Annotated in this window: 30 protein-coding genes and 1 pseudogene; 9 read left to right on the top strand and 22 right to left on the bottom strand. The window is 56.8% G+C overall.

Going from position 1 to position 22,615, the window contains the following annotated elements; translation table 11 throughout:
* Positions 1-4 precede the first annotated feature (4 nt).
* Positions 5-691 carry a hypothetical protein gene (locus ACA056_RS15470; RefSeq protein ID WP_497265842.1) on the bottom strand — a complete coding sequence of 229 codons (687 nt, stop codon included), beginning with the start codon at positions 689-691 and terminating at the stop codon, positions 5-7.
* Between the two features lie 429 nt (positions 692-1,120).
* Complete coding sequence (locus tag ACA056_RS15465) at positions 1,121-1,858, bottom strand: abortive infection system antitoxin AbiGi family protein (RefSeq protein WP_497265840.1); 738 nt, start codon at positions 1,856-1,858, stop codon at positions 1,121-1,123.
* A 227-nt stretch (positions 1,859-2,085) separates the two neighbouring features.
* Between ACA056_RS15465 and ACA056_RS15460 the strand changes: the two are divergent.
* Positions 2,086-2,297 (top strand): annotated as a pseudogene (locus ACA056_RS15460) (hypothetical protein).
* A gap of 28 nt (positions 2,298-2,325) precedes the next feature.
* Here the strand turns inward: ACA056_RS15460 and ACA056_RS15455 are convergent.
* The 3 genes from ACA056_RS15455 to ACA056_RS15445 form a co-directional block, all read right to left on the bottom strand.
* The gene (locus tag ACA056_RS15455) at positions 2,326-2,535 is read right to left on the bottom strand and encodes a hypothetical protein (protein WP_497265838.1); all 210 of its coding nucleotides are present in this window, start codon (positions 2,533-2,535) and stop codon (positions 2,326-2,328) included.
* A gap of 247 nt (positions 2,536-2,782) precedes the next feature.
* Positions 2,783-2,992, bottom strand: a complete 210-nt coding sequence (locus tag ACA056_RS15450; RefSeq protein WP_497265836.1) for a hypothetical protein — start codon at positions 2,990-2,992, stop codon at positions 2,783-2,785.
* A 172-nt stretch (positions 2,993-3,164) separates the two neighbouring features.
* A complete protein-coding gene (locus ACA056_RS15445; protein WP_497265834.1) occupies positions 3,165-4,001 on the bottom strand; it encodes an NAD(P)H-binding protein in 837 nt (278 codons plus the stop codon).
* Between the two features lie 169 nt (positions 4,002-4,170).
* Here ACA056_RS15445 and ACA056_RS15440 point away from each other — a divergent pair, with 169 nt between their 5' ends.
* The gene (locus ACA056_RS15440; protein WP_497265832.1) at positions 4,171-4,857 is read left to right on the top strand and encodes a TetR/AcrR family transcriptional regulator; all 687 of its coding nucleotides are present in this window, start codon (positions 4,171-4,173) and stop codon (positions 4,855-4,857) included.
* Here the strand turns inward: ACA056_RS15440 and ACA056_RS15435 are convergent.
* From ACA056_RS15435 to ACA056_RS15400, 8 genes are all read right to left on the bottom strand, one after another.
* The gene (locus ACA056_RS15435) at positions 4,854-5,138 is read right to left on the bottom strand and encodes a hypothetical protein (RefSeq protein WP_046047412.1); all 285 of its coding nucleotides are present in this window, start codon (positions 5,136-5,138) and stop codon (positions 4,854-4,856) included. The two genes, ACA056_RS15440 and ACA056_RS15435, sit on opposite strands and share 4 nt — an antisense overlap.
* A 308-nt stretch (positions 5,139-5,446) precedes the next feature.
* On the bottom strand, positions 5,447-5,677 hold the full coding sequence (locus tag ACA056_RS15430; RefSeq protein WP_010460746.1) for a hypothetical protein: 231 nt from the start codon (positions 5,675-5,677) through the stop codon (positions 5,447-5,449).
* A 125-nt stretch (positions 5,678-5,802) separates the two neighbouring features.
* Positions 5,803-6,024, bottom strand: coding sequence for a hypothetical protein (locus ACA056_RS15425; RefSeq protein ID WP_497265829.1), 222 nt, complete (start codon positions 6,022-6,024; stop codon positions 5,803-5,805).
* Positions 6,025-6,097: 73 nt separating this feature from the next.
* On the bottom strand, positions 6,098-7,138 hold the full coding sequence (locus tag ACA056_RS15420; protein WP_497265827.1) for a DNA topoisomerase IB: 1,041 nt from the start codon (positions 7,136-7,138) through the stop codon (positions 6,098-6,100).
* Positions 7,139-7,213: 75 nt separating this feature from the next.
* Positions 7,214-8,293 carry a molybdenum ABC transporter ATP-binding protein gene (gene modC, locus ACA056_RS15415; protein ID WP_497265825.1) on the bottom strand — a complete coding sequence of 360 codons (1,080 nt, stop codon included), beginning with the start codon at positions 8,291-8,293 and terminating at the stop codon, positions 7,214-7,216.
* Positions 8,294-8,296: 3 nt separating this feature from the next.
* On the bottom strand, positions 8,297-8,977 hold the full coding sequence (modB, locus tag ACA056_RS15410) for a molybdate ABC transporter permease subunit (RefSeq protein WP_497265823.1): 681 nt from the start codon (positions 8,975-8,977) through the stop codon (positions 8,297-8,299).
* A complete protein-coding gene (modA, locus tag ACA056_RS15405; RefSeq protein ID WP_497265821.1) occupies positions 8,978-9,745 on the bottom strand; it encodes a molybdate ABC transporter substrate-binding protein in 768 nt (255 codons plus the stop codon). It lies immediately after the preceding gene.
* Positions 9,746-9,901: 156 nt separating this feature from the next.
* Positions 9,902-10,966: an NAD(P)H-dependent flavin oxidoreductase gene (locus ACA056_RS15400; protein WP_497265819.1), complete on the bottom strand. Its 1,065-nt coding sequence runs from the start codon at positions 10,964-10,966 to the stop codon at positions 9,902-9,904.
* Between the two features lie 189 nt (positions 10,967-11,155).
* On the opposite strand from ACA056_RS15400, the gene acuI reads away from it, so the two are divergent.
* A complete protein-coding gene (gene acuI / locus ACA056_RS15395) occupies positions 11,156-12,139 on the top strand; it encodes an acrylyl-CoA reductase (NADPH) (protein WP_497265817.1) in 984 nt (327 codons plus the stop codon).
* Between the two features lie 52 nt (positions 12,140-12,191).
* On the top strand, positions 12,192-12,680 hold the full coding sequence (locus ACA056_RS15390) for a GyrI-like domain-containing protein (RefSeq protein ID WP_497265815.1): 489 nt from the start codon (positions 12,192-12,194) through the stop codon (positions 12,678-12,680).
* Here the strand turns inward: ACA056_RS15390 and ada are convergent.
* The 6 genes from ada to ACA056_RS15360 all read right to left on the bottom strand — a co-directional run bounded on the left by ada (position 12,644) and on the right by ACA056_RS15360 (position 16,315).
* Entirely contained in the window at positions 12,644-13,717 is a 1,074-nt protein-coding gene (gene ada / locus ACA056_RS15385) for a bifunctional DNA-binding transcriptional regulator/O6-methylguanine-DNA methyltransferase Ada (RefSeq protein ID WP_497265813.1), read from the bottom strand. The genes ACA056_RS15390 and ada overlap by 37 nt on opposite strands.
* Before the next feature lie 85 nt (positions 13,718-13,802).
* The gene (gene alkB, locus ACA056_RS15380; RefSeq protein ID WP_497265811.1) at positions 13,803-14,468 is read right to left on the bottom strand and encodes a DNA oxidative demethylase AlkB; all 666 of its coding nucleotides are present in this window, start codon (positions 14,466-14,468) and stop codon (positions 13,803-13,805) included.
* Positions 14,469-14,472: 4 nt separating this feature from the next.
* Positions 14,473-15,177: a 2OG-Fe(II) oxygenase gene (locus ACA056_RS15375; protein WP_497265809.1), complete on the bottom strand. Its 705-nt coding sequence runs from the start codon at positions 15,175-15,177 to the stop codon at positions 14,473-14,475.
* Positions 15,174-15,680, bottom strand: coding sequence for a methylated-DNA--[protein]-cysteine S-methyltransferase (locus tag ACA056_RS15370; RefSeq protein WP_497265807.1), 507 nt, complete (start codon positions 15,678-15,680; stop codon positions 15,174-15,176). Before ACA056_RS15370 ends, ACA056_RS15375 begins: the two co-directional genes overlap by 4 nt.
* 126 nt (positions 15,681-15,806) lie before the next feature.
* Complete coding sequence (locus ACA056_RS15365; RefSeq protein ID WP_497265805.1) at positions 15,807-15,983, bottom strand: hypothetical protein; 177 nt, start codon at positions 15,981-15,983, stop codon at positions 15,807-15,809.
* A 29-nt stretch (positions 15,984-16,012) separates the two neighbouring features.
* Positions 16,013-16,315 (bottom strand): DUF1883 domain-containing protein, encoded by a 303-nt coding sequence (locus ACA056_RS15360; protein WP_024164534.1) that lies wholly within the window; start codon positions 16,313-16,315, stop codon positions 16,013-16,015.
* Between the two features lie 212 nt (positions 16,316-16,527).
* Here ACA056_RS15360 and ACA056_RS15355 point away from each other — a divergent pair, with 212 nt between their 5' ends.
* Both ACA056_RS15355 and ACA056_RS15350 read left to right on the top strand, forming a co-directional pair.
* Positions 16,528-16,884 carry a hypothetical protein gene (locus ACA056_RS15355; RefSeq protein WP_497265803.1) on the top strand — a complete coding sequence of 119 codons (357 nt, stop codon included), beginning with the start codon at positions 16,528-16,530 and terminating at the stop codon, positions 16,882-16,884.
* 72 nt (positions 16,885-16,956) lie between these two features.
* Positions 16,957-17,187, top strand: a complete 231-nt coding sequence (locus tag ACA056_RS15350; RefSeq protein ID WP_123364930.1) for a hypothetical protein — start codon at positions 16,957-16,959, stop codon at positions 17,185-17,187.
* 11 nt (positions 17,188-17,198) lie between these two features.
* Here ACA056_RS15350 and ACA056_RS15345 read toward each other — a convergent pair whose 3' ends face one another.
* Complete coding sequence (locus ACA056_RS15345) at positions 17,199-17,480, bottom strand: hypothetical protein (RefSeq protein ID WP_497265801.1); 282 nt, start codon at positions 17,478-17,480, stop codon at positions 17,199-17,201.
* 139 nt (positions 17,481-17,619) lie between these two features.
* Positions 17,620-17,808, bottom strand: coding sequence for a hypothetical protein (locus ACA056_RS15340; RefSeq protein WP_497265799.1), 189 nt, complete (start codon positions 17,806-17,808; stop codon positions 17,620-17,622).
* A gap of 267 nt (positions 17,809-18,075) precedes the next feature.
* Here ACA056_RS15340 and galU point away from each other — a divergent pair, with 267 nt between their 5' ends.
* Positions 18,076-18,915: a UTP--glucose-1-phosphate uridylyltransferase GalU gene (gene galU, locus ACA056_RS15335; RefSeq protein WP_056739849.1), complete on the top strand. Its 840-nt coding sequence runs from the start codon at positions 18,076-18,078 to the stop codon at positions 18,913-18,915.
* 133 nt (positions 18,916-19,048) lie between these two features.
* Positions 19,049-20,407, top strand: coding sequence for a glutathione-disulfide reductase (gorA, locus tag ACA056_RS15330; RefSeq protein WP_497265797.1), 1,359 nt, complete (start codon positions 19,049-19,051; stop codon positions 20,405-20,407).
* Here gorA and ACA056_RS15325 read toward each other — a convergent pair.
* Positions 20,404-21,423 carry a DNA-binding protein gene (locus ACA056_RS15325; RefSeq protein ID WP_497265795.1) on the bottom strand — a complete coding sequence of 340 codons (1,020 nt, stop codon included), beginning with the start codon at positions 21,421-21,423 and terminating at the stop codon, positions 20,404-20,406. The genes gorA and ACA056_RS15325 overlap by 4 nt on opposite strands.
* A 178-nt stretch (positions 21,424-21,601) precedes the next feature.
* Here ACA056_RS15325 and ACA056_RS15320 point away from each other — a divergent pair, with 178 nt between their 5' ends.
* Positions 21,602-22,546, top strand: a complete 945-nt coding sequence (locus tag ACA056_RS15320) for a site-specific integrase (RefSeq protein WP_497265793.1) — start codon at positions 21,602-21,604, stop codon at positions 22,544-22,546.
* Positions 22,547-22,615: the final 69 nt, after the last annotated feature.

Below are 22,615 nucleotides of genomic sequence, written 5' to 3'. Positions count from 1 at the left end.
ACTGCTATTCAGCGGGCAGCGATGCTGGCCCTTGGCGTCGATCTTCCAAGGCTATCAATTCTTCAAGAGAATCCATTGCTTTGTAAAGATCGTCAATTCTGCCGGTTTTAAGTGTGGATTCGGTTATCTCTACGTCTATTGCATACTGGGCACAAATGCTTTTAATTGACTCTGCGTACCACGGATCAGAAAAGGGAGAGATTACTATTCGGTCAATGAACTCGGTTAAATTGATTTCATCGGAGGTTATTCCTGGAAGATCATTTGTTTTTTGAGACAGCGGTGCGGCATCATCTTTCCACGCTATGCTCCGGAATTCCTTTTCAAAGCTATAAGGGGTTGCCTTGGATTTAAATGGGGCCAAGACATCCTGGTGTTTCGATTTTTTGTGATCTATGTATTTAACGCTTTCGAAAACAAGATTGTTAATATCCTGATTGTGAAGAGTGACTTTTCTTAATTTCTCTTCCGTTGTGAAAATACATACTGAATTTTTCCCGCCATAGAGATCCCACATTGCTGGGCATTCTTCATTTGATTTGTACCAACAGCTAACATATATCCACTCTCTTGCCTCGTAGAAAAAATCAACAGCATCGTTTTTCAATTGAGGGCCGAAAATTGTTTTGAAAGTTTGCCTATTAATCTCTTCAATTGCCTTGGCGGCTTCTTCACCACGACTATTCATCATGACATCAAATATGGGGGCATCATTCGTGCACTCAAAAAATCCGACGCTGTTAAACCTCCTTCCAAGTTGTCTTTGAAGCCGCTCATTTTTGACATGAATAATTTTTTACCCTGTACCAAGGATAAAAATTTATGGGTGTCCATGTATTTCTGAAGTGCCGGAGAGCCTGAGACATCAACGCCTAACTCATAATTCATTTCGCACCCTTTAAACTGTGAATTTAACTGATTTTATAACATACAAAAAGGAAGGTCCGCTGTGGTCTCTATCGGTCGCCAAGGGAGCGACGCAAGCCCTTTCTGTTTCGGGTCGGGGTTACTCTGGGGATATGCTGGTCCGCAACTGACGGGGCGCCGATTCACTTGCCGGGCGCCCCAATTTGGTCAATACCCGACACGCGCGAGGAAAATCTAGAGGCTTTTTTAAAATTTACACATCCGAGGAAATACTTTCCAAAGAGGTAACTCGCGACATTAATAGTTTTAAATCAGCATTTGTAAAAGTATCAAGCTCGGCTTGTATGAAGTTCATGATGGCCGGTATTTCGCTGTCTTTAGGCACAAAGATGTATTTAACATCTTTTGGCGAAAATTTTAATCTGCAGAGTCGATTAGTTTTCTCATTGCTCGCATTAAGTTTTTCTTCAGACTTGTAATCCTTAAGGCTTAAAAAGTCTTTTACCTCCTTATGTTGGGGGACGTACCGCCATTCCGACTCCTGATAGAAATCTTTTAGCTCGGTCTCGCCAGAAACAATCATGCGCCCTTTAGTGGGTTTGGAATGAGCTAAAATATATCGCACACTTTCATAGCTACTTTTCTTTTTGACATCCTCCAAGTCGCCAACTGCAGTTGTGAGTTTTTTAATTGCCCCGTGAACTGGATTGTCTCCGGAGAAATAAAACACAGGGTTTAGATTGTTTTTTGCTCCCCACTCTTTAGTTAACCCAATTCCGAAGTCGCCGTAAAATTTAACATGCTCGGAAATTCTGCTTATGGGAATGTCACAAAAGCAGACCATTGGATATGCTATAAAGTCGTTCTGTTCGCGACCTTGCCACTCCACATCCTCCAAACAGTATCTTGGCCAAAATCCTTCTTTCAAAACTGCCTTTAAAATTTCCATGTTTTTTGTGAAATGAAACAATGACACCGAGCGTGGCAACATGTACAAAGCCTTGTGTTAATGATAATCAATGGGGGAGGGTAGATTTGGCGCATCAACTGGATCCATTTTGCCGGTTGTACTTTCTGAAGGCAATCTGCCATTGGTGCATATGCCGAAAATACAGCTGACAAAAAGCATCTATGGGCCTGTCGGCCGTGTCTTTACCCGCAACCAGCCAACGGCAAGATGATCTAGGCTTTACGCATCATCACTCAAGGACGATAGCCATGTCTTCAGATAGCAAGATCGCCACGGCGGATGCCCTGACATTGCTCCTGCACAACCAGCACGCCCTCGGTGCAGCGATAGAAGAGATAACCAAGTGGCTCTCAGATAATGGCGTAGGGATGTTGCAGCTAACGCCACGACGGCCATGAAAACGCTGGACGCAAATGCACAAGCCATCACCGATGCAATTATGCGGCTACGCCAGTCCTAGATTGCTGGCTCGCTTCGGCGGGCTTTTTTTATCGACGGCGTTTGGTCACGACCCGGTACACAGGTTTTGGGGTGCCCCGTTCCTCGGCGGTGCCGGGGTAATTGGTGATGTCACAGGCTGTGGTGTCGCGGCAGATCAACCACGTCTCCCACTGCTCGGCGTAGGTTCGCGGATCGGCTTCGTCGTAGACGAACACGGGATCGTGTTTGAACTGGTAGTCGTCACCCTGATAGCTCACAGCAGTTTCTCCCGTTGCTCTTCGAGTTCACGTTGTGCGTGAAGGGCCAGGTGCAAGGCATAGGCCACGCGCATTCCGGCCTCGACAGCGGACATAGCGCCAATGTTGATTTGCTGATTCAGTTGAATATCGGGGTCGTCCCGCTGGCTGCGATTTGGCTGGTTGTTGTGAAACCAAGGGTTTGCGAGCGAAAGCTGAGGCAAACCCTTGTTTGTTTCTGGCTTGCTGTTTTTTAGCCCCGTGGCAGTTATTGACCCCGGCCGCTAGCCCCTGGATTAGCGCCGCGTCGATCTTCGCCAGAAGGGTTGCCGATATCGACAAGCCTTCTCTCTACCAAGACATTTTGAAGGGCCTGGCGGGCTGCAGCGTCTAGCTGGTCTTCTCTCTCCTTGAGTTCAAGCAAGATTGGGCTGGACCAGGTGCGATAGGTTTTCTCGGTATCTCGAATTGATGTCATCTGTCCCCTCCTTGATGAGTGCCCGCCAATACCGTCGGCGCAATTTCGATTCGATAGAACCCTAGTCGAGAAATCTGTTTGCCGCCAAAAAATGGCAGGGTGCCAGGGGCTTGAGAATCATCTAACTAACGCACACCCGTTATCCCAACCGAAAGCGCACGCTGCTTCGATTTCATCCCTCATTTGCCCAGACGCCCGTAGCCTCCGTGCGCCGAACATAGTCGGAGAAGTCCCGCGCCGGCCGACCCAGCGCACGCTGCACGCCATCGGCAACTGGTGTATTGCGTCCATCAAGCACGGTGGTGAAGAGATACAGCACCAGGTCGATCAGTTGTGCAGGAAGCTCTTCCTGTTCCAACGCCTGACGATAAGCGTCCGGCGGCACCGCGGCGAATCGAATTTCGCGGTTTGTCGCACGGGCGATTTCGTCGACGGCTTCGGCAAATGTCAGTGCTCGTGGGCCCGTCAGTTCATAGAGTTGCCCTGAGTGCTCTGGTTTGGTCAGCGCCTCGACAGCGATCTCGGCGATGTCTTCCGCATCGATGAAGGGTTCTGCGATATGACCGACGGGGAGGGCCAACTCCCCTTGAAGGATAGGCCCCAGGAAGTGCGACTCGCTGAAATTCTGGAAGAACCAACTGGCACGCAGAATTGTCCAGTCGACTCCGCTGTTCTGGATGACGCGTTCGGCCTGTTCTGCTTCGACCTCGCCGCGCCCTGATAGCAGCACTAGCTTGCTGACACCGCTTGTGACCGCCTGATCGGTGAATGCCTGAACCGTTTCCAGCGCGCCAGGGACAGCGAGATCTGGTTGAAAGGAAAGGTAGACCGCGTGAATGCCATCAAGGGCTGCTTCCCAGGTAGCTCGATCTTCCCAGTCGAAGGGTGGGGTCGCCACACGGGAACCCAGACGCACAGACCGGCCGGCAGCTTCCAGTCGTTGGGCAATTCGCCGACCGGTTTTGCCAGTCGCGCCGAGAATCAGGATGTTCTCTTGAGTAGTTTTCATCGCGTTCACCTCCATCGGGTTAATGTGAGTGTTGCTCACGTTGAAAAGATGATAAACCCTCACGTTATGCCGTCAACCGACAGAACCCTGGAAACCGACGTATGGAAGCTATCTGTTGAGCGGTGCTAAGGTGAGCCTATGTCATGTTTATTGAGCGGGAAGTGCACCCATGCCCAAGAAAATTCCTGAGGTGCTCGAGCCGCTTGTTTCAGAGCCGACTCGGCGCACTCCCACGCAACAACGCAGTCGAGAGCGGCAGGAGCGAATTCTGGCCGTGGCAACTCAGTTGATCGAGACCAAGGGCAGCGATCAATTAAAAATGAGTGAAATTGCCGAGCGTTCAGAGATATCGATCGGATCGCTTTATCAATACTTTCCCGACAAGAGTTCGGTGATTCAGATGCTGGCCGAGCGCTATAACGCCGAAAGCCGTCGCTGTATCGAAGAGGCGTTGGGTGCAGTCGAGGACGCGCAAGGATTGCAAGCAGCCTATTTGGAGCTGCTCGATCAGTATTACGAGATCGTTTTTGCTACACCGGTGATGCGTGATATCTGGTCCGGGATGCAGGCAGACAAACAGCTCATGGAGTTGGAACTGCAGGAAAGTCGTATTGCGGGCGGGTTGTTGGCCGACGCGATGCTTCGGGTATTCCCCGACAGTGATGCGTTGCGGGTTCGGGAGTCTGCGTTTCTGATCTGGCATTTGGGGGAGGCGACCATGCGGCTGGCCATCTCATGTGCACCCGAGGAGGGGCGTGGTCTGGTCGAAGCCTTCAAGCGCATGTCGTTGCTGGAAATCATGGCGCCAGCGGCCGGATCGAGTGAATTCGATTCAGCCGCTGATGCTGTCAGCTAAACGAAAGGCTGACCGGTGAAACCACGAGGCAATCGTTGCAGTCCTTCCATGGCGGTGAGCCGTTCGACCCAGGCCGCGCGCCAGTCATTGGCGGTGTGCGTAACTTTGGCCTTGCGGGCGGCGCGGCGTGCAGCGTTGCGCTGGTCTTTGCGCGCATCCTTGAACGCGTCGGTGTTGCGGCAGCTTCTGCATTTCACTCGGGTCAGTTCGCTGGTTGAAACGAGTTTGCTGCCTTTGTGACCGCAGGCCAAATGCCCGCCAACTTTGAAGTGAGTAACCATCAGACGTCTCCTTCGTTGCGTGTAATGGTTTGACCTCCAGCGTACGGCGACGTTCGTTGCCTGGTTAATGGGCAAAAAAAGGCCCGCATGCGGGCGGGCCAGGGGGATTCTTCAAAGGAGTCCGGTCACTGTAGGGCGTGAGTTGTGAACACAGTGTGAAATAGACTGCGCAGCCATAAAAAAGCCCAGCGCCAGGCTGGGTTGGGGATGGAGCAGGAAGTGCTCAGGCAAGGACGCACCCGGTGACGATAAAGTCGCCGTTCATGCGTCCTGAATCAGGCCGTGTCCTTGAGGATGTCCAGATCGAATCATCTGAACCGCGGTAGGGGCGGGTCGACGGGTTTGAGCGACGACAGCGTATTGCGAATCAGTGGCGCGTCCTTCTCGATGTCGTTCAGACGATCACGGATTCTGAGGGCCGTCGGGTGCCCGCCTTGATGATCGACCCAGTCGGCGATTTCCTTGCACGCCGCTGCCAGGCGAGCCTGACGGGAGTCGAGCAGGGTGAGCAGAGTGGTGATGGACTCTTTTTCGGACATGGCAAACACCTCCGTTCAAGAAACCTGTAATTGGCAGCAAAAAGCCCGCGGGGAGCGAGCTTTCTGCCGTTGGGGTCGCTGTTCCTTCAGCTTTTTCAGTATAGACCCCTAAAAGGCAGGTGACCTTAGCCTTGTCGGGCCGTCACTTGCGACCTGGCATTGAGCTGCCAGCATTCACGCAGGGCATCTTCTTCACGATCGAAACCGTCACCGATGAAGCCGCGAGTTCGAGTATCGGCGATGCGATACCAGACGGCGGCGTCGGGTGGTGGATGATCGGTTTCTCCTGTCCGGCGACCATGGATGATGATCTTGTTGCATCGCTTCACAACGAAAATGTCTTCCATGGCGTCACCGCAGCTAATTCAGGTTCACATCAACTATAGAAGCCATTGGCGATCATGCAAAAAAATAGACAGGTCAGTTCGTCGCCTCAGCCATTGCGACCCTCATCTCCAAGAATACCGCCAGCCCGACTTCCTCCGCCCTGAGCCCTTTGCGCGCTCGTGGTCTGGGCAGCTCAGCCAACGCACCCAAAAGAAAACCATCGAGCACCGCCGGGTGGATGTAGCACTTGCGGCAGACGGCCGGGGTGTTGCCCAGTTGTTTGGCGACGTTCTTGACCATCTCCACCACATGCCGCTTCGCATCCGACTCAGGTTCCCACTGCAGTTTCCGCAAGACTGCCAACGCCAACGCGCTGCCGGCCCAGGTTCGGTAATCCTTGGCAGTGAAGTCGGCACCGGTGAGTGTTTGCAGGTAGGCGTTGACGTCGGAGGAACTGACGGTGTGACGCTCACCGTTTTCATCCAGGTACTGAAACAGGTTTTGCCCGGGAATTTCCAGGCAGCGTTTGATAATCCGCGCCAGGCGCCGGTCTTTCACGGTGATCTGATGCTCGACGCCGCTCTTGCCGCGGAACTGGAACAGGATCGCACTGCCGTTGACCTCGACGTGACGGCTGCGCAAGGTCGTCAGGCCGTAGGAGCGGTTGTCCCGAGCGTACTGGGTGTTGCCGACCCGGATCAGCGTCGCATCGAGCAAGGTGATGACCGTGGCCATGACCTTGTCGCGACTGAAACCGGGAGCCGCCAGTAGTGCTTCAAGCTGTTTGCGCAGTTTCGGCAGGGCCAGGCCGAAGTCCCGCAGGCGCGAGTATTTGTCGGCATCGCGCACTTCTCGCCAGCGCGGGTGATAACGGTATTGCTTGCGACCTCGGGCATCACGGCCGGTGGCTTGCAGATGACCGCGCGGGTCGGCACAGATCCACACATCGGTATAGGCCGGGGGCACGGCGAGGGCGTTGATGCGTTTGATCTCAACTTGATCGGTGATGCGCTGACCCGCAGGGTCGTAATAGCAGAACGTGCCGCGCAGTTTCTTGCGGGTGATGCCGGGCTGGGTGTCATCGACGTAATGCAGGTCGGATGGCAGCACATCGGGCAGCGCGATATCAGGCATGGCGGTAGTCCTTGGCGACGGATCAGGGGCCGTTACAGCCATTGACCGCACGCCATTGCAGTCGTGCCAGCGGATTTAGGCCAGCACCGCGACCGCCTTGATCTGTGCCCAGAGTTGCTGGCCGGGGTGCACACCCAATTGGTCCCGGGAGTAGCGGGTGATCCGCGCCAGCAGCGGTGTGCCGCCAGCGTCCAGACGAATCAGCACATGGGCGGCATTGTCCGCGCCCATTTCACTGATCACGGTGACCGGCAGTCGATTGAGGATGCTGCTTTGCTCGACGCTTTGCAGGCTCAGGCTGACATCCCGCGCCTGAACCTTGCAGCGCAGCGCCTGACCTGGAGTCATCGGTGAGTGAGCCACCCGAATGTTCAGGGTCGTGTTCGGCAGTTGCAGGGTCAGCAACTGATAGTCGGGGTCATAGGCACTGACGTGCCCCTCAATGACCACGCCGGCGTCGTCGCCCAGCGCCAAGGGCAGGTCGAGACGGGCCAGGGTTTCGCCGATGGGACCGCTGGCCAGCGCCTTGCCATTGCTGAGCAGGACGAGATGGTCGGCCAGCCGCGCCACTTCATCTTGAGAGTGGCTGACGTACAGCACCGGGATGTCCAGCTCATCGTGCAGTCGTTGCAGGTAAGGCAGAATTTCGTTTTTGCGCTGACTATCCAATGCCGCCAGCGGCTCGTCCATCAGCAACAGTTTCGGGCTGGTGAGCAGGGCGCGGGCGATGCCGACCCGCTGCCGTTCACCGCCGGAAAGGTGCCGCGGATGGCGATCCAGCAAATGGCCGATACCGAGCAGTTCAGTCGCGTGTGCCATGTCGACCCGGCGCTGTTGGCGAGGAATGCGCTTGAGACCGAACTGCAGATTGGCCAGCACCGACAGATGGGGAAACAGGCTGGCTTCCTGGAAGACGTAACCCAATGCACGTTTGTGTGGCGGCACGAAAATCTTCTTGTCGCTGTCCTGCCAGACTTCATCGTTGACCTGGATGAAACCCTGCTCGGCCTTCTCCAGGCCGGCGATGCAACGCAGGCAGGTGGTTTTGCCCGAACCGGAATGACCGTAAAGCGCGGTGACTCCACGGCCGGGCAATTGCAGATCCACCTCCAGGGCGAATCCCGAGTACCTCAGTTTCAGACGCGTATGAATCATCGATCAGCTCCAGCCCGCTTCGGTTTTACGGCTGGAGTAGAGCGCCAGCAACACAATAAAGGAGAACACCAGCATCGCCCCGGCCAGCCAATGGGCCTGGGCGTATTCCATGGCTTCGACGTGATCGTAGATCTGCACCGAGACCACGCGGGTCTTGTCGGGAATGTTGCCACCGATCATCAGCACCACACCGAATTCACCCACGGTGTGGGCAAACCCGAGAATGGCAGCGGTGATGAAACCGGGGCGGGCCAGCGGCAGGATCACGCTGAAAAACGTATCCCAGGGATTGGCGCGCAAGGTCGCGGCCACTTCCAATGGGCGAGTGCCGATGGCAGAAAAAGCGTTTTGCAGGGGCTGGACCACGAACGGCATAGAGTAGAGCACCGAGCCGATCACTAACCCTGCGAAACTGAAAGTGAGGGTACCGAGGCCGAGTGACTGGGTGAAGTGGCCGACAAACCCGTTAGGGCCGAGTGCCAGCAACAGATAGAAGCCAATCACCGTCGGCGGCAGCACCAGGGGCAGGGCGACGATCGCCCCGACCGGGCCGCGCAACCACGAGCGGGTGCGCGACAGCCATAACGCAATCGGAGTGCCGATGACCAGCAGGATAACCGTCGTCAGCGACGCCAGTTTCAGGGTTAGCCAGATGGCAGAAAAGTCGGCACTCGATAGTGTCATTTAGAGTTGGTAACCGTAGGATTTGATGATTGTGGCGGCTTTCGGGCCTTTGAGGTAGTCAACCAGCGCCTTGGCAGCCGGGTTGTCCTTGCCCTTGTTGAGGATCACCGCATCTTGTTTGATCGGGTCGTGCATGTCGGCCGGAACGATCCAGGCCGAGCCGCCGGTGACTTTGCCGTCTTTGTAAATCTGCGACAAGGCCACAAAACCCAGTTCGGCATTGCCGGTGGAGACGAATTGGTAGGCCTGGGTGATGTTCTGGCCTTCAACGATCTTGGCTTTGACCTTGTCGGTCAGGCCCAGTTTGGCCAGTACCTGAGTGGCGGCCAGACCGTAAGGCGCGGCTTTCGGGTTGGCGATGGACAGGTGTTGGTATTCGTTCTTCTTCAGCACTTCGCCTTTGGCATCGACGTAACCTTCTTTCGCCGACCACAGCGCCAGGGTGCCGACGGCATAGGTGAAGCGTGAGCCCTTGACCGTGTCGCCTTCGGTTTCGAGTTTTTGCGGGGTGGTGTCGTCCGCCGAGAGGAACACTTCGAACGGTGCGCCGTTCTTGATCTGGGTATAGAACTGGCCGGTGGCACCAAAGGAGGTGACCAGTTTATGCCCGGTGTCTTTTTCGAAATCGGCGGCGATCGCCTGAATCGGTGCAGTGAAGTTGGCAGCGACGGCGACCTGGACTTCGTCCGCCTGGGCGGACCCGAAAGCGAACACTGCAAGCAGGGTTGCCAGGCAGGTTGGGGCAAAACGTGAGGCACGAATGGTCATGAAACGGCTCCGTTATAGGCAAGTGCTGCGAGGGAGGGGTAATCGCTATATAGCGGAATATATAGCGAAATGCCTGCAAACGGAACGTGTTGGATGCGCGTTGTTGAGGTCGCGCATGTCCTTGTAGCAACCTTCGGCAGCGCTACAGGGCCGTGTTTAGTGACGAAGCAATTTCGCCAGCCCCTCTTCAGCCAACTTCCGAGTCAGTTCAGCCGTGGTCATGTCAACGCCCAGCGTGAATGCCTGACCCGCCCAGAGATTGCTGAAATCCGCTTCTCCCTTGGCCCGCAACGGCATCAGCGCACCACCCGCCAGCGGGAAGGCCGGGGCTTTTGCGCTCATCGGTCCGAGTTCGCGCATCACCCGATTGAGAATGCCGCGCGCCGGGCGTCCGGTGAAAATGTTAGTGACGGCCGTCTCACTTTCCTTGGCGGTGCGCAACGCCTTGTGATGAGACGCGCTGATCTTGGCCTCTGGCGTGAACAAGTACGCCGTGCCCACTTGCACCGCCGAAGCCCCCAACAGGAAAGCCGCCGCGACGCCTCGTGCGTCGGCAATCCCGCCGGCAGCAATCACCGGTACTTTCACGGCATCGACGATTTGCGGCACCAGCGCAAAGAGGCCCACCTGGCTGCTCAAATCATCACTGAGAAACATGCCCCGATGGCCGCCGGCTTCGTACCCCATGGCGATGATCGCGTCACAACCCTGCTGTTCGAGCCAGATGGCCTCTTCGACCGTGGTGGCCGAGGAGAGCACTTTCGCCCCAGTGGCTTTCACGCGATCCAGTAGGGATTTTTCCGGCAGGCCGAAGTGGAAACTCACGACTTCAGGGCGAAACTCTTCGATCACTTCGCAGGCCGCGTTATCGAACGGCGCTCGATTGGACACCGGCGTCGGCGCGTCGAAGTCCACGCCAAGTTCCCGGTAGTAGGGTTCCAGCAGATTCTTCCAGTCTCGAGCGCGTTGCTCATCGGCGGCGGGTGGCTGATGGCAGAAGTAGTTGACGTTGATCGGGCGCTGAGTGTGCTGACGAATCGTTTTCAGCTCCTCGCGTAACTGATCGATGCTCAACATGGCGGCGGGCATCGAGCCCAGGCCGCCGGCGTTACTGGCTGCAATAACCATGGCCGTACCGGTCGCGCCGGCCATGGGCGCCTGGATGATCGGCAGTTCAATGCCGAGCAGGTCAAGAATGCGAGTGTCTGGCCATTTGCTCATTTGCAGGGTTCTCCGACGTCATAACAGGGCAGGGACGGTAGGACCGTTTTTGTATCAGCAATGACGGATACAAGGCCAGTCGCGTTTTCGGTTCGAGTGCCACTTTTAGCTTAAAGTCGAGTACGGTGAAATATTGTGATGTGTTATTTCAATTGCACCACAACTGGGCGATTCCAAACGGAGGCAGCAATGTTCCAAGGTATTTTGATCGACAAAGACGACAGCGGTTACCGGGCCACGCTGCAAGAGATCAATGACGATCAACTGCCCGAGGGCGATGTGACGGTGCGTGTGGCGTACAGCACGCTGAACTTCAAGGATGGCCTGGCGATTACCGGCAGCAGCCCAGTGGTGCGAAAATTCCCGATGGTGCCGGGGATCGATCTGGCAGGCACTGTCGAAGTCAGTGGGCATCCGGACTACAAGGTCGGTGATCAGGTCGTACTCAATGGCTGGGGTGTTGGCGAAGGGCATTGGGGCGGACTGGCGCAGAAGGCTCGCTTGAATGGCGACTGGCTGATTCCGTTACCCAAGGCGTTCACCGCGGCGCAAGCGATGGCCATCGGCACGGCGGGTTACACGGCGATGCTGAGCATCCTGGCGCTGGAACATAATGGCGCGACGCCCGAGCAGGGCGAAGTATTGGTCACCGGCGCCAATGGCGGTGTAGGCAGTTTCGCCATCGCATTGCTGAGCAAGCTCGGCTATCGGGTGGTCGCGTCTACTGGCCGCACCTCCGAGCATGATTACCTCAAGCAACTGGGCGCCAGCGAAATCATCGACCGCGCCACGCTGTCCGAGCCGGGCAAGCCCTTGGCCAAGGAGCGTTGGGCGGCGGTCATCGATTCGGTCGGCAGCCACACCCTGGCCAATGCCTGTGCCAGCACGAAGGCCAACGGCACTGTCGCCGCGTGTGGCCTGGCGCAAGGCATGGACTTCCCGGCTTCAGTCGCACCGTTCATTTTGCGCGGCGTGACCCTGGCCGGGATCAACAGCGTGACTCAGCCCAAAGCCAAGCGGATACTGGCCTGGAATCGTCTGGCCAAGGATCTCGACTTCACCTTGTTGCCGTTGATCAGCCACGAAATCGGCTTGAGCGAAGTGATCGACGCCGCACCGCGTTTGCTCGCCGGTCAATTGCGTGGGCGGGTGGTGGTCGACGTCAATCGGTGACCATCTCACCGCCAATCAAACAGACAAACGACAGAGACAAGGACTATCGACCATGGATGTAAAACAGCGTGAAGTGCGGCCCTTTAGCGTCTCGGGCCTGCGAGTGCGCACCTGCAATGCCGCAGAGCAGCAGCCAGACACTGCGCGCATCGGCCCTATGTGGGAACAATTTTTCGTTGAGGACATCTTCGACAAGATCCCCCACAAACAGCCGGATTCCTTCATGTACGGCGTCTACTCCAACTACGAGTCCGACGCTTCGGGCCACTTCGATGTAACCGCGGGGGTGGCAGTCACCGCGCCCTCCGAGGACTTTCCGCAGGTTCAGGTGCAGGGAGGCGATTACCTGGTATTCAGCGCCAAAGGGGCGATGCCAGACAGCGTCATTCAGACGTGGGGCCTGATCTGGGCCTACTTTAAGGACAACCCGCAGGTTTGCCGCACGTTCGCCACAGACTTCGAGGTCTATACCAGCCCGGATTCAGTGTCGGTCTATATCGGAATTCAGGACTCGGACGGGTTTTCGCGCTCAAGCAACTGACGCTTGCGTTCCACACCCCAGCGATAGCCCGACAGATTGCCGTCGCTGCGCACCACGCGGTGGCAAGGGATCGCCACCGCCAGATTGTTCGCGCCGCAGGCTTGAGCCACGGCGCGCATCGCTTTTGGCGCGCCGATACGCTGAGCGATATCGGCGTAGCTGGCGGTGCAACCGGCGGGAATCTCCCGCAGGGCTTGCCAGACCCGTCTTTGAAAAGCGGTGCCACGAACATCCAGCGGCAAGTCCAGGCCCAGTGCCGGCGCTTCGATAAAACCAACAACCTTGGCGATCAGTTGCTCGAACGTGTGATCGGCGCCAATCAGATTCGCACGCCGAAACTTGTCCTGCAGATCGCAGACCAATTGGTGCGGATCATCGCCCAGGAGGATCGCGCAAACACCCCGTTCACTCTGCGCCACTAGAATCGCCCCGAGGGAACACTGGCCGACGGCAAAACGAATGTCGTTGTTCTGACCGGCTGCGCGGTAATCACAGGGTTTCATGCCCAATAACTGATCAGCGGCTTCATAAAAACGACTGTTGGAATTGAAGCCGGCGTCATACAACGCGTCGGTCACTGAGCCTCCGTCCGCGAGGCGCTCACGGACCCTGCGTGAACGATGGGCCGCGGCGTAACCCTTGGGCGTCAGACCGGTCACCGCTTTGAACACACGATGGAAGTGAAAGCTACTGAGGCCCGCAGCAACAGCCAGTTCGCTCAGGACAGGCAGATTCTCTGCGGTTTCGATCTGGCGGCAAGCGGCCGCCACGGTCGCAGCATGTTGCGCGGCGATGTCGCTTTGATCCTTGGCGGCGCGTTTGCTGGGGCGATAGCCCGCCGCCTGGGCCTGCTCGGCCGTGTCGAAGAATTCGACGTTCTGCGGTTTCGGCAACCGTGCCAGGCTGCTGGGGCGGCAGTAAATGCCGGTGGTTTTCACCGCATACACAAACTGTCCGTCTGCCCGGGGATCACGCGCGACGACGGCGGCCCAGCGAGGATCGTTCTCGGTGGCAATTTTTTTCGAATGGCTTGTCATGGCTTCATGTCCTGACCTGTTTCATGCAGATTAACCAGCCGACGGGGTCGCTGCACCCCGGGTCTTGCGGTCGAATTCGAAGGCTTCATCCCGCGGTACGAAAGGTGAAGTTGATCCGTTGTTCGCCCAGTCGCGGATGTAGGCCGTCCTTGATCGGCAAGACCCCGTGATAACGCAAGCGATCCACGCCACCCCAGACCACGATGTCACCATGCAACAGCGGCACCCGTTGGCTTTTATCGCTGCGCTCGAAACCGCCGAACAGGAACATCGCCGGCAATCCCAGGGACACTGAAACAATGGGCGCTGCGTAGGAAACTTCGTCTTTGTCCTGGTGCAACGACATCTTGGCCCCGGGAACATAACGGTTGATCAGGCAGGAATCAGGCACGAAATCCGCAAAGCCTGCTTCCCGCGCAGCCGCTTGCGCCAGTTCGAAAAACACCTCGGGCATTTTCGGCCAGGGTTTTCCGGTCAGCGGATCATTGAGGGTATAACGATAACCGCTGCGGTCGGTGGTCCAGCCCAGCACGCCGCAACTGCTCAAGGCGACCGACATGGTAAAGCCCCCGGGCGTGATCATCTGCCGAAACGGTGCCGCCGCCAGAACCGCGTCCAGTGCGGGCAGCAACTGATCCAGCCAGGGCAGGGCAAAGCCTCTGAGGACGCAGGACTGTTCGCCGATACGATCGAGCCTGGGTTGCTGCTCGGGTTCCGCGTCGGCAAACAAGTCGAAGGTGATCGGGTTCATGGGGTCATAACGCGTCGTGAAAGATGATTCCAAGGGTATGCCGTTTTCCGCTGTGCAGGCGACTCACGCCGTGGCGCAGGGTGACTCGGTAATAGCCACGAACGCCTTTGACCGGTCGTTGGTTGACGGCAAAGATCAGCCCGTCGCCTTTCTTCAGACCAATGACCTGAGGGCGCGATTGCATCCGTGGGCGCTGTTCCGTCAGCACGAACTCGCCGCCGGTGAAGTCGTCGTCCGGTTCTGACAGCAGAATCGCCACTTGCAGCGGGAAGACGTGTTCGCCGTACAGGTCCTGATGCAAGCAGTTGTAGTCCTGCGGTCCATATTGCAGCAACAACGGCGTCGGGCGTTCCTGACCGGCGGCATGGCAGCGTTCGAGGAACGCTTCATGCGCTTCAGGGAAACGGGTCGGCAGGTCCATGTGCTCGTACCAGCGATTGGCAATGGGCACCAATCGAGGATAGAGCGCACTGCGCAAACGGGCGACGACATCTGGCAACGGGTATTTGAAGTATTTGTACTCGCCACGGCCAAAGCCGTGACGAGCCATGATCACTTGCGAGCGAAACGGTTCGGCACTGGCATATAGAGCGCTGATTTCATCGCACTTCTCGTGGCTTAAAAGCGACCTGATGATCGCGCAGCCATCCTGATCGAGTTGTTGTGCCAGCGCTTCCCAGTCCAGTCCATCGAGAGAACGCTCGCTCATCGCCGCGCCTCACGATCCAGCAGTTGCCGTTTACGCTCCAACCCCCAACGGTAGCCGCCAAGGCTGCCATCCTGACGCAGCACTCGATGGCACGGCACGATCACCGCCAGCGGGTTTGCTCCGCAGGCATTGGCCACCGCCCGAAAAGCCGTGGGTTGACCCAATTGTCGCGCGATATCCAGATAGCTGGCGGTTTCACCCAGCGGTATTTGCCGCAGGGCATCCCAGACTCGCCGTTGAAAAACGCTGCCCGTCAGATCCAGCGGCAAATCCAGGGTGCTGCGCGGGTCTTCGAGGTGGCGCAGGGTTTGCTCCAGCGCAGGCATCAAGCCTTCATCGCGCTGCGGTGCTGGTTGGCCGGGGAAGCGTTGCGAAAGATCGCGTTCCAGCGTTGCCAGATCATCACCGATCAGCAGCGCGCACAGACCTTCGGTGCTGAACGCCAGCAGCAAGACGCCAAGGCTGGAAGTGCCACTGATGAAGCGAATCGAGGAAGTAGACATGTTCTGACTCCTTAACCAAAGGTTGAGGTGGCCAGTCTAGGGAGCGGGGATGGAGCGAACACTCCGGCGCTTGCGGTTGAATTCCAGAGGCAGGAGCAGACGTCCATGTTGTCGCTCCGGATCCCGTTACAGCGCTTTGCTGACGCTTACTTCGCTGATGACGTCTTCGCTCGAACCATGAAGAGCATCCAGCGCGGCCTTGGCTTCTTCTTCGGTGCCGTTTTCAAGCTGGGCAAATTCGAAGCGACGCTCACCATTGAGTTTGTATTTGATGACGTACTTGGTCGTTTGGGCCACGGTCATACCTGCTTGTCTGGGTGTTTGGGTGTCACTCAGCTCAGTTTCGTGCTGGAGCGGCGGATGATCTTGATGGTGTGAGTCAGGGTCGGTTTGCGAGTCACGCTGATCGGCCGGCGGTTGACCGTGTCGATGGTGATGTTCCAGAAACCGGTGCTCGGTGCAGTAATCCGGGCAGGGAAAGTGTCGAATGCTCCGCCATGGTAAGTGTGGCGGCCGCCATTCTTGAAGCTGCGGAAATTGGCGTCGTTCATCAAGCGGATATTGCATGTTTGGGAGCATTGAATGACGACGATGTCGTCTTCGTTGAGGTGCTCGCGCTGGTGGATAAATTTCATGAGGCGCCTCCAGAAGGGCTTTTTCTACAAAATCAAAACGATAGCATGTGCGATTGGCGCAGTTTATCAGCCCGAACGGGTTATTATCCGGTCGTCGAGGTCTGCTTTGACAATTAAAAACAGTTATACGGAATTCTATGAGCGATAAACGCGGAAAGCCTCGGAGAAAAACAGCATTTGTACTGTCGGAGTGTCTTTATCGGAGGTGTTGTATGAAGTGGGGTGTTCTGTTCCTGCCTATGGCGATAGCGATGAGTGGTTGTGCAAATGTCTCGGAGATCAATGAGTCGCTGCCGACCATGAGCGTGATTTCAGGCAAGAAGCCTCATGAGTACGCGCAATGCCTGACCGAGAAACTGGCCAGCAGCCGGGGAGCCCTGCAAGTCGAGCCGCATAAGGACGGTACGCGAGTCATCGTGCCGCAGAAGTTCTCCTCAGGCCCGGCGGCAGTATTTGATATCGAAGACCGCTCCACTGGCAGCAGCATCAAGTTGCATGAGCGTATCTCCAATGTGCCGTTGCGCCCCATGGACGTACGCAATGCCGCTACTGCGTGCATTTCCGGCTGATAGACTGTCGCCCGTCAGCACCGATGCCGCCAAAGCAGCGCTTTGGCGGCATTGTCATTTCTGGAGTCGAGCATGAAGCGAGAGCAGGTACGGGAGCGCCATGCAGAGGGTCACATCTCTGCCACCCACGTGATTCAGAATCCGGCGAATCCGGGAGAATGGATCGTGTTTTTCAAGAAAAGCGCCGGGCGCAGTTATTTTCTGGTGGATGAAAACGACGAAGTCGAATCCTTCAGTAGCCTCGACGATTTGATCGAGACGGTGCGCGGTCTCGGGATCAAGTTCGCCGAAATTCACATGTAGGGCAGGGCGCCTTACTTGCAGACAACCACGACGTTGCGGTTCTTGTAGTTGCCGACGTCGACACCCAGGGTCTTGTCGCTTTCCTTGGTCGAAGGTGTTCCATCGGTACCGACGATCCGATAGCCGGTGCCGGCGCAAGAGGCATCGGCTTTTTCGTAGCAGGTCGCCCAGGAATTGGCTTCCCCGGAGCAGTCGATGGCCAGGCCTTGCTCGCCGTTGTTCAGGTAGGTTGTTTCGGAAGTCGCGCAGCCGCTCAGGGCCAGTACCGCGATCAGTGGCAAAAATTTATTCATGTCGTTGTCGTCGTCAGGATGAAGGGGCTGAGCCTGTGACAGCGCTGGCATCAAAAGGTTATAGCGAATGGCCACTTCGTGGCAGGAAATCACAAAAAAGCCCTGCGCGAGGCAGGGCTTGGGTCGAGTCCGGTGCTTCTCAGGACTTGTCCTTGCCGCGACGCTTCGGGGCTGGGTGTTCGAGTTCCAGAACGGATGCCACTTCAATCGCCGACGCTTCGGTAGGGAAAGGCCCGGCGATATTTTCGCCGCCAGTACTGTCTACCCACCACTGGCCGTCTTTTGCCTGATTGATCAGGAATCCGTTGACACTTTTTGCTTCCGACATCTATCTGCCTCGTTGACTGGTTCAATCGCGCAATGATAGCGCCAAATGCACTCGACGGGTGCTGATGGTGTAGGGTGGTGCGATTCGCGGCCGTGCAGATCTGGTGGTCTGTGCTATCTATAAAGGCTGCGGAGCTATCTCGGGAACTATCCGCGAGAATATTTCTCTATGATGGCATCGGTTAGCCAGCGCGGGGGCATTGTAAGGTGCACGCCGCCTGATTAGACTGCGCCGAAACTCGTACACACAGCCCTATCAAGGACTTTTATGATCAAGAAATGCTTGTTCCCAGCAGCCGGTTACGGTACTCGCTTCCTGCCAGCGACTAAAGCCATGCCCAAAGAAATGCTGCCGGTGGTAAACAAGCCACTGATCCAGTACGGCGTCGAAGAAGCACTGGACGCTGGGTTGACCGAAATCTCCATCGTGACCGGTCGCGGCAAACGCGCTCTTGAAGACCACTTCGATATCAGCTACGAGCTGGAAAACCAGATCAAAGGCACCGACAAGGAAAAATACCTGGTCGGTATCCGCAAACTGTTGGACGAGTGCTCGTTCTCCTACACCCGTCAGACCGAAATGAAAGGCTTGGGCCACGCGATCCTGACTGGCCGCCCACTGATCGGTGACGAACCGTTCGCGGTAGTGCTGGCGGACGATTTGTGCGTCAACCTCGAAGGCGACGGCGTCCTGACCCAGATGGTCAAGCTGTACGAGCAGTATCGCTGCACCATCGTTGCGATCCAGGAAGTGGATCCGCAGGAAACCAACAAGTACGGCGTGATCGCCGGCGAGCTGATCGCTGATGATTTGTACCGTGTTCGCAACATGGTCGAAAAACCAGCCCCGGAAGACGCACCGTCGAACCTGGCGATCATCGGTCGTTACATCCTGACGCCGGATATTTTCGAGCTGATCAAACAAACCGAGCCAGGCAAAGGCGGCGAGATTCAAATCACCGACGCCCTGATGAAACAGGCGAAAAACGGTTGCGTGATTGCCTACAAGTTCAAGGGCCAGCGTTTTGACTGCGGTGGCGCTGAAGGCTACATCGAAGCTACCAACTTCTGCTTCGAGAACTTCTACAAGACTGGCAAGGCTTACTAATAGCCTCTGATCCACTTGTATTGAAAAGCCACCTTCGGGTGGCTTTTTCATTTTTCGTCCCCATATCGATTGCAGCGCTACTTGCCCAGCGGACGTCTGCGGGTATGCTTGTGGACTGCCGAGGAGATTGAAAATGGCCTACGATTTTGACCTTTATGTGATTGGCGCCGGTTCCGGCGGTGTGCGGGCTGCGCGTTTTGCTGCCGGTTTTGGCGCGAAAGTGGCTGTGGCCGAGAGCCGCTACCTGGGTGGAACTTGTGTGAATGTCGGCTGTGTGCCGAAAAAGCTGCTGGTCTATGGTGCGCATTTCGCCGAAGACTTCGAGCAGTCGCAAGGTTTTGGCTGGACACCGGGCGAAGCGAAGTTCGATTGGGCAACGCTGATCGCCAACAAGGATCGCGAGATCAATCGCCTGAACGGTATCTATCGCAATCTGCTGGTTAACAGTGGCGTGACCTTGCATGAAGGCCACGCCAAAATCGTTGATCCGCACCAGGTCGAGATCAATGGCGAACGCTACACCGCCAAAAACATCCTGATTGCTACCGGTGGATGGCCACAGATTCCGGAAATTCCGGGGCATGAGCATGCAATCAGTTCCAACCAGGCGTTCTTCCTCAAGGAATTGCCCAAGCGCGTTCTGGTCGTGGGCGGTGGTTACATCGCCGTTGAATTCGCCGGGATCTTCCACGGTCTGGGCGCCGACACCACGTTGCTGTATCGCGGTGAGCTGTTCCTGCGCGGCTTCGACGGTGCGGTGCGCAAACACCTGCAGGAAGAGCTGACGAAGCGCGGCATGGATCTGCAATTCAACGCCGACATCGAACGTATCGACAAGCAGTCCGATGGCAGCCTGAAGGTGACCCTCAAGGACGGCCGTGAGCTGGAGGCGGATTGTGTGTTCTACGCCACCGGTCGACGTCCGATGCTCGACAATCTTGGGCTGGAAAACACCGGGGTCAAACTCGACAAGAAAGGTTTCGTCGAGGTCGACGAGCAGTATCAGACTGCTGAACCGTCGATCCTGGCGCTTGGCGATGTGATCGGTCGTGTTCAATTGACGCCGGTAGCGCTCGCTGAAGGCATGGCCGTGGCACGACGTTTGTTCAAGCCTGAGCAATATCGCCCGGTGGATTACAAGATGATCCCGACCGCGGTATTCAGCTTGCCGAACATCGGCACGGTCGGTTTCACCGAGGAGGAGGCCCGGGAGGCCGGTCACGAGGTGGTGATCTTCGAAAGCCGCTTCCGGCCCATGAAGCTGACCCTGACCGAATGCCAGGAGCGCACCCTGATGAAGCTGGTGGTGGACGCCAAGACCGACAAGGTTCTGGGCTGCCACATGGTCGGTCCGGAGGCTGGGGAAATTGTGCAGGGCTTGGCGATCGCCTTGAAGGCGGGTGCCACCAAGCGCGATTTCGATGAAACCATCGGCGTGCACCCAACTGCCGCCGAAGAGTTCGTCACCATGCGTACGCCGGTCGCGGGTTAATCGTCCTTTTGGGGGTCGGACGCGTCTGGCGCTGTCGCAATGACGGCCGCCAGGCGCACGCTCTCATCGAGGCTCGCCTGAGTCTTGAGCAACTCAATTTCCAGCGCTTTATTTATCTGCGACTGCTCATCGACGCTCTGTTTCAGCGACTGGCTTTCCAGCAGGGCAGCGCGCAAGCGTTCCTGGAGGAGGGTGCGTTCGCTGTCGATACGATTGGCCTGTTCCAGTAGCTGATCCTGTCGAGCGTTGGTTTGCTTGAGTTGATCCTGCAGCAGACTCAACTCTCTCAGGGTGCCACGGTTCTCCGTTAACAAACGCTCGTTGTCGCGGTGCAGTTGCGTGATCTCATCCTGGCGCACCAATGAGCTTTGCTGGGCCTGGCGCAACTCCATCTGAATCTGCTGCACCTGGCCTTCGTGGCGACGTTGTTCCTGCTCGCGCTGTTCTTTGACGGCGTTGCGATAATGTTCCAGGGCATCGCGAGCGTGAAGGTGCTTTTCTTCCAGTGAGCGGATCTGCTCATCCTTGTCTTGCAAGCGTAATTCGAAATCGGCCAGCGCCTGGTTCAGTCCGGCGTTGCGGGTTTGCTCGGTCTGCAGCATGGCGCGGGTTTCTAGCAGGGCCTCGGACTCTTGGGTCAGTGCCAGGCTTTGTATCTCGTACTGCTGCTGCAGTTGCGTGTTGGCTTGTTGGGCTTCATGCAGTTGCGTATCCAGCGCTTTCTTTTGTTTGTCGAACTGCTCGCGGGCCTGATCGATGGGCTCCTGCGCCTGCTCTTTGAGTCGTTGTGCCAGTCGCGAAACCAGCCCCGCCAGCTCGTCATCAATCGGTTCCGGCGCCACTTCGGCGCGCTCGGCGCCGTCATCCAGCTCCTTCAAATAGCGATGAATCGTGGTTTTCGAGCCCGTGTTGCCCATCTCGATCCGTACCGCATCAATGCTTGGGTTTTCGCCGCGAGCCAAAATTGCCAAGCGTGCTGCCTGGACCACTGCTTTATTTACACCGCCACGAGCCATGAGTTCTCCTACGATTTCGTACTGTGGTACATGCCACTTAAGTACACACTGTACCACGCTAACTTAAAACTTAAAATACGATAGGTATTCATGCGGGATATACTGGTATTACCCCGTGTGATGAGCCATGTGGCGCGTTTTCACCCGCCAAAGCGGTACGTTTTAGAGAGTTGAGCCCATGACTGAGCTGGATCGTTACCTGCAAGCCGCCACCCGCGACAACACCCGCCGTAGCTACCGGGCGGCTATCGAGCATTTCGAAGTCAGTTGGGGCGGCTTCCTGCCGGCGACCAGCGACAGCGTCGCGCGCTACCTCGTCGCTCACGCGGGAGTGCTGTCGATCAATACTTTGAAGTTGCGTTTGTCAGCACTGGCGCAATGGCACAACAGTCAGGGTTTTCCTGATCCCACCAAGGCGCCGGTGGTGCGCAAGGTCTTCAAGGGCATTCGCGCGCTACACCCGGCTCAAGAAAAACAGGCCGAGCCATTACAGCTTCAGCATCTGGAGCAAGTGGTTGCCTGGTTGGAGCAGGAAGCGCAAACCGCGAAATCTGAACACGATCAACCGGCCCTTTTGCGGGCCAGACGCGACAGGGCGCTGATCCTGTTGGGTTTCTGGCGCGGCTTTCGTAGTGATGAGTTGTGCCGGTTACAGATCGAACACGTGCAAGCGGCTGTCGGTTCAGGCATCACGCTCTATTTGCCGCGAACCAAGAGTGACCGCGAAAACCTCGGCAAGACTTACCAGACGCCAGCGTTGCTGCGCCTGTGTCCGGTGCAGGCGTACATCGACTGGATCACCGAAGCCGCGCTGGTCCGTGGACCGGTATTCCGGGGCATCGACCGTTGGGGCCACCTGAGCGAGGAGGGGCTGCACGCCAACAGTGTGATCCCGTTACTGCGCCAGGCGCTGGAGCGCGCCGGCATCCCGGCCGAGCACTACACGAGTCACTCATTGCGGCGCGGCTTTGCCACCTGGGCCCATCAGAGCGGGTGGGACTTGAAGTCGTTGATGAGTTACGTGGGCTGGAAGGATATGAAGTCCGCCATGCGCTATGTTGATGCCAGCCCGTTTCTTGGGATGACACCGCTCGCAGAAAAAACCATTGGCGCTGCTAAGTAAGTTTTCTTCTATTAATACGTTCGGCTAATAGCGAAAACCAATGAGCAGCATGAGCTTTGCCAATGAGCC

It is taken from the genome of Pseudomonas sp. LBUM1666 (assembly GCF_059695775.1).
Note: the sequence above shows the minus strand (reverse complement) of the source record. Positions and strands in the feature narration are given on the sequence as shown.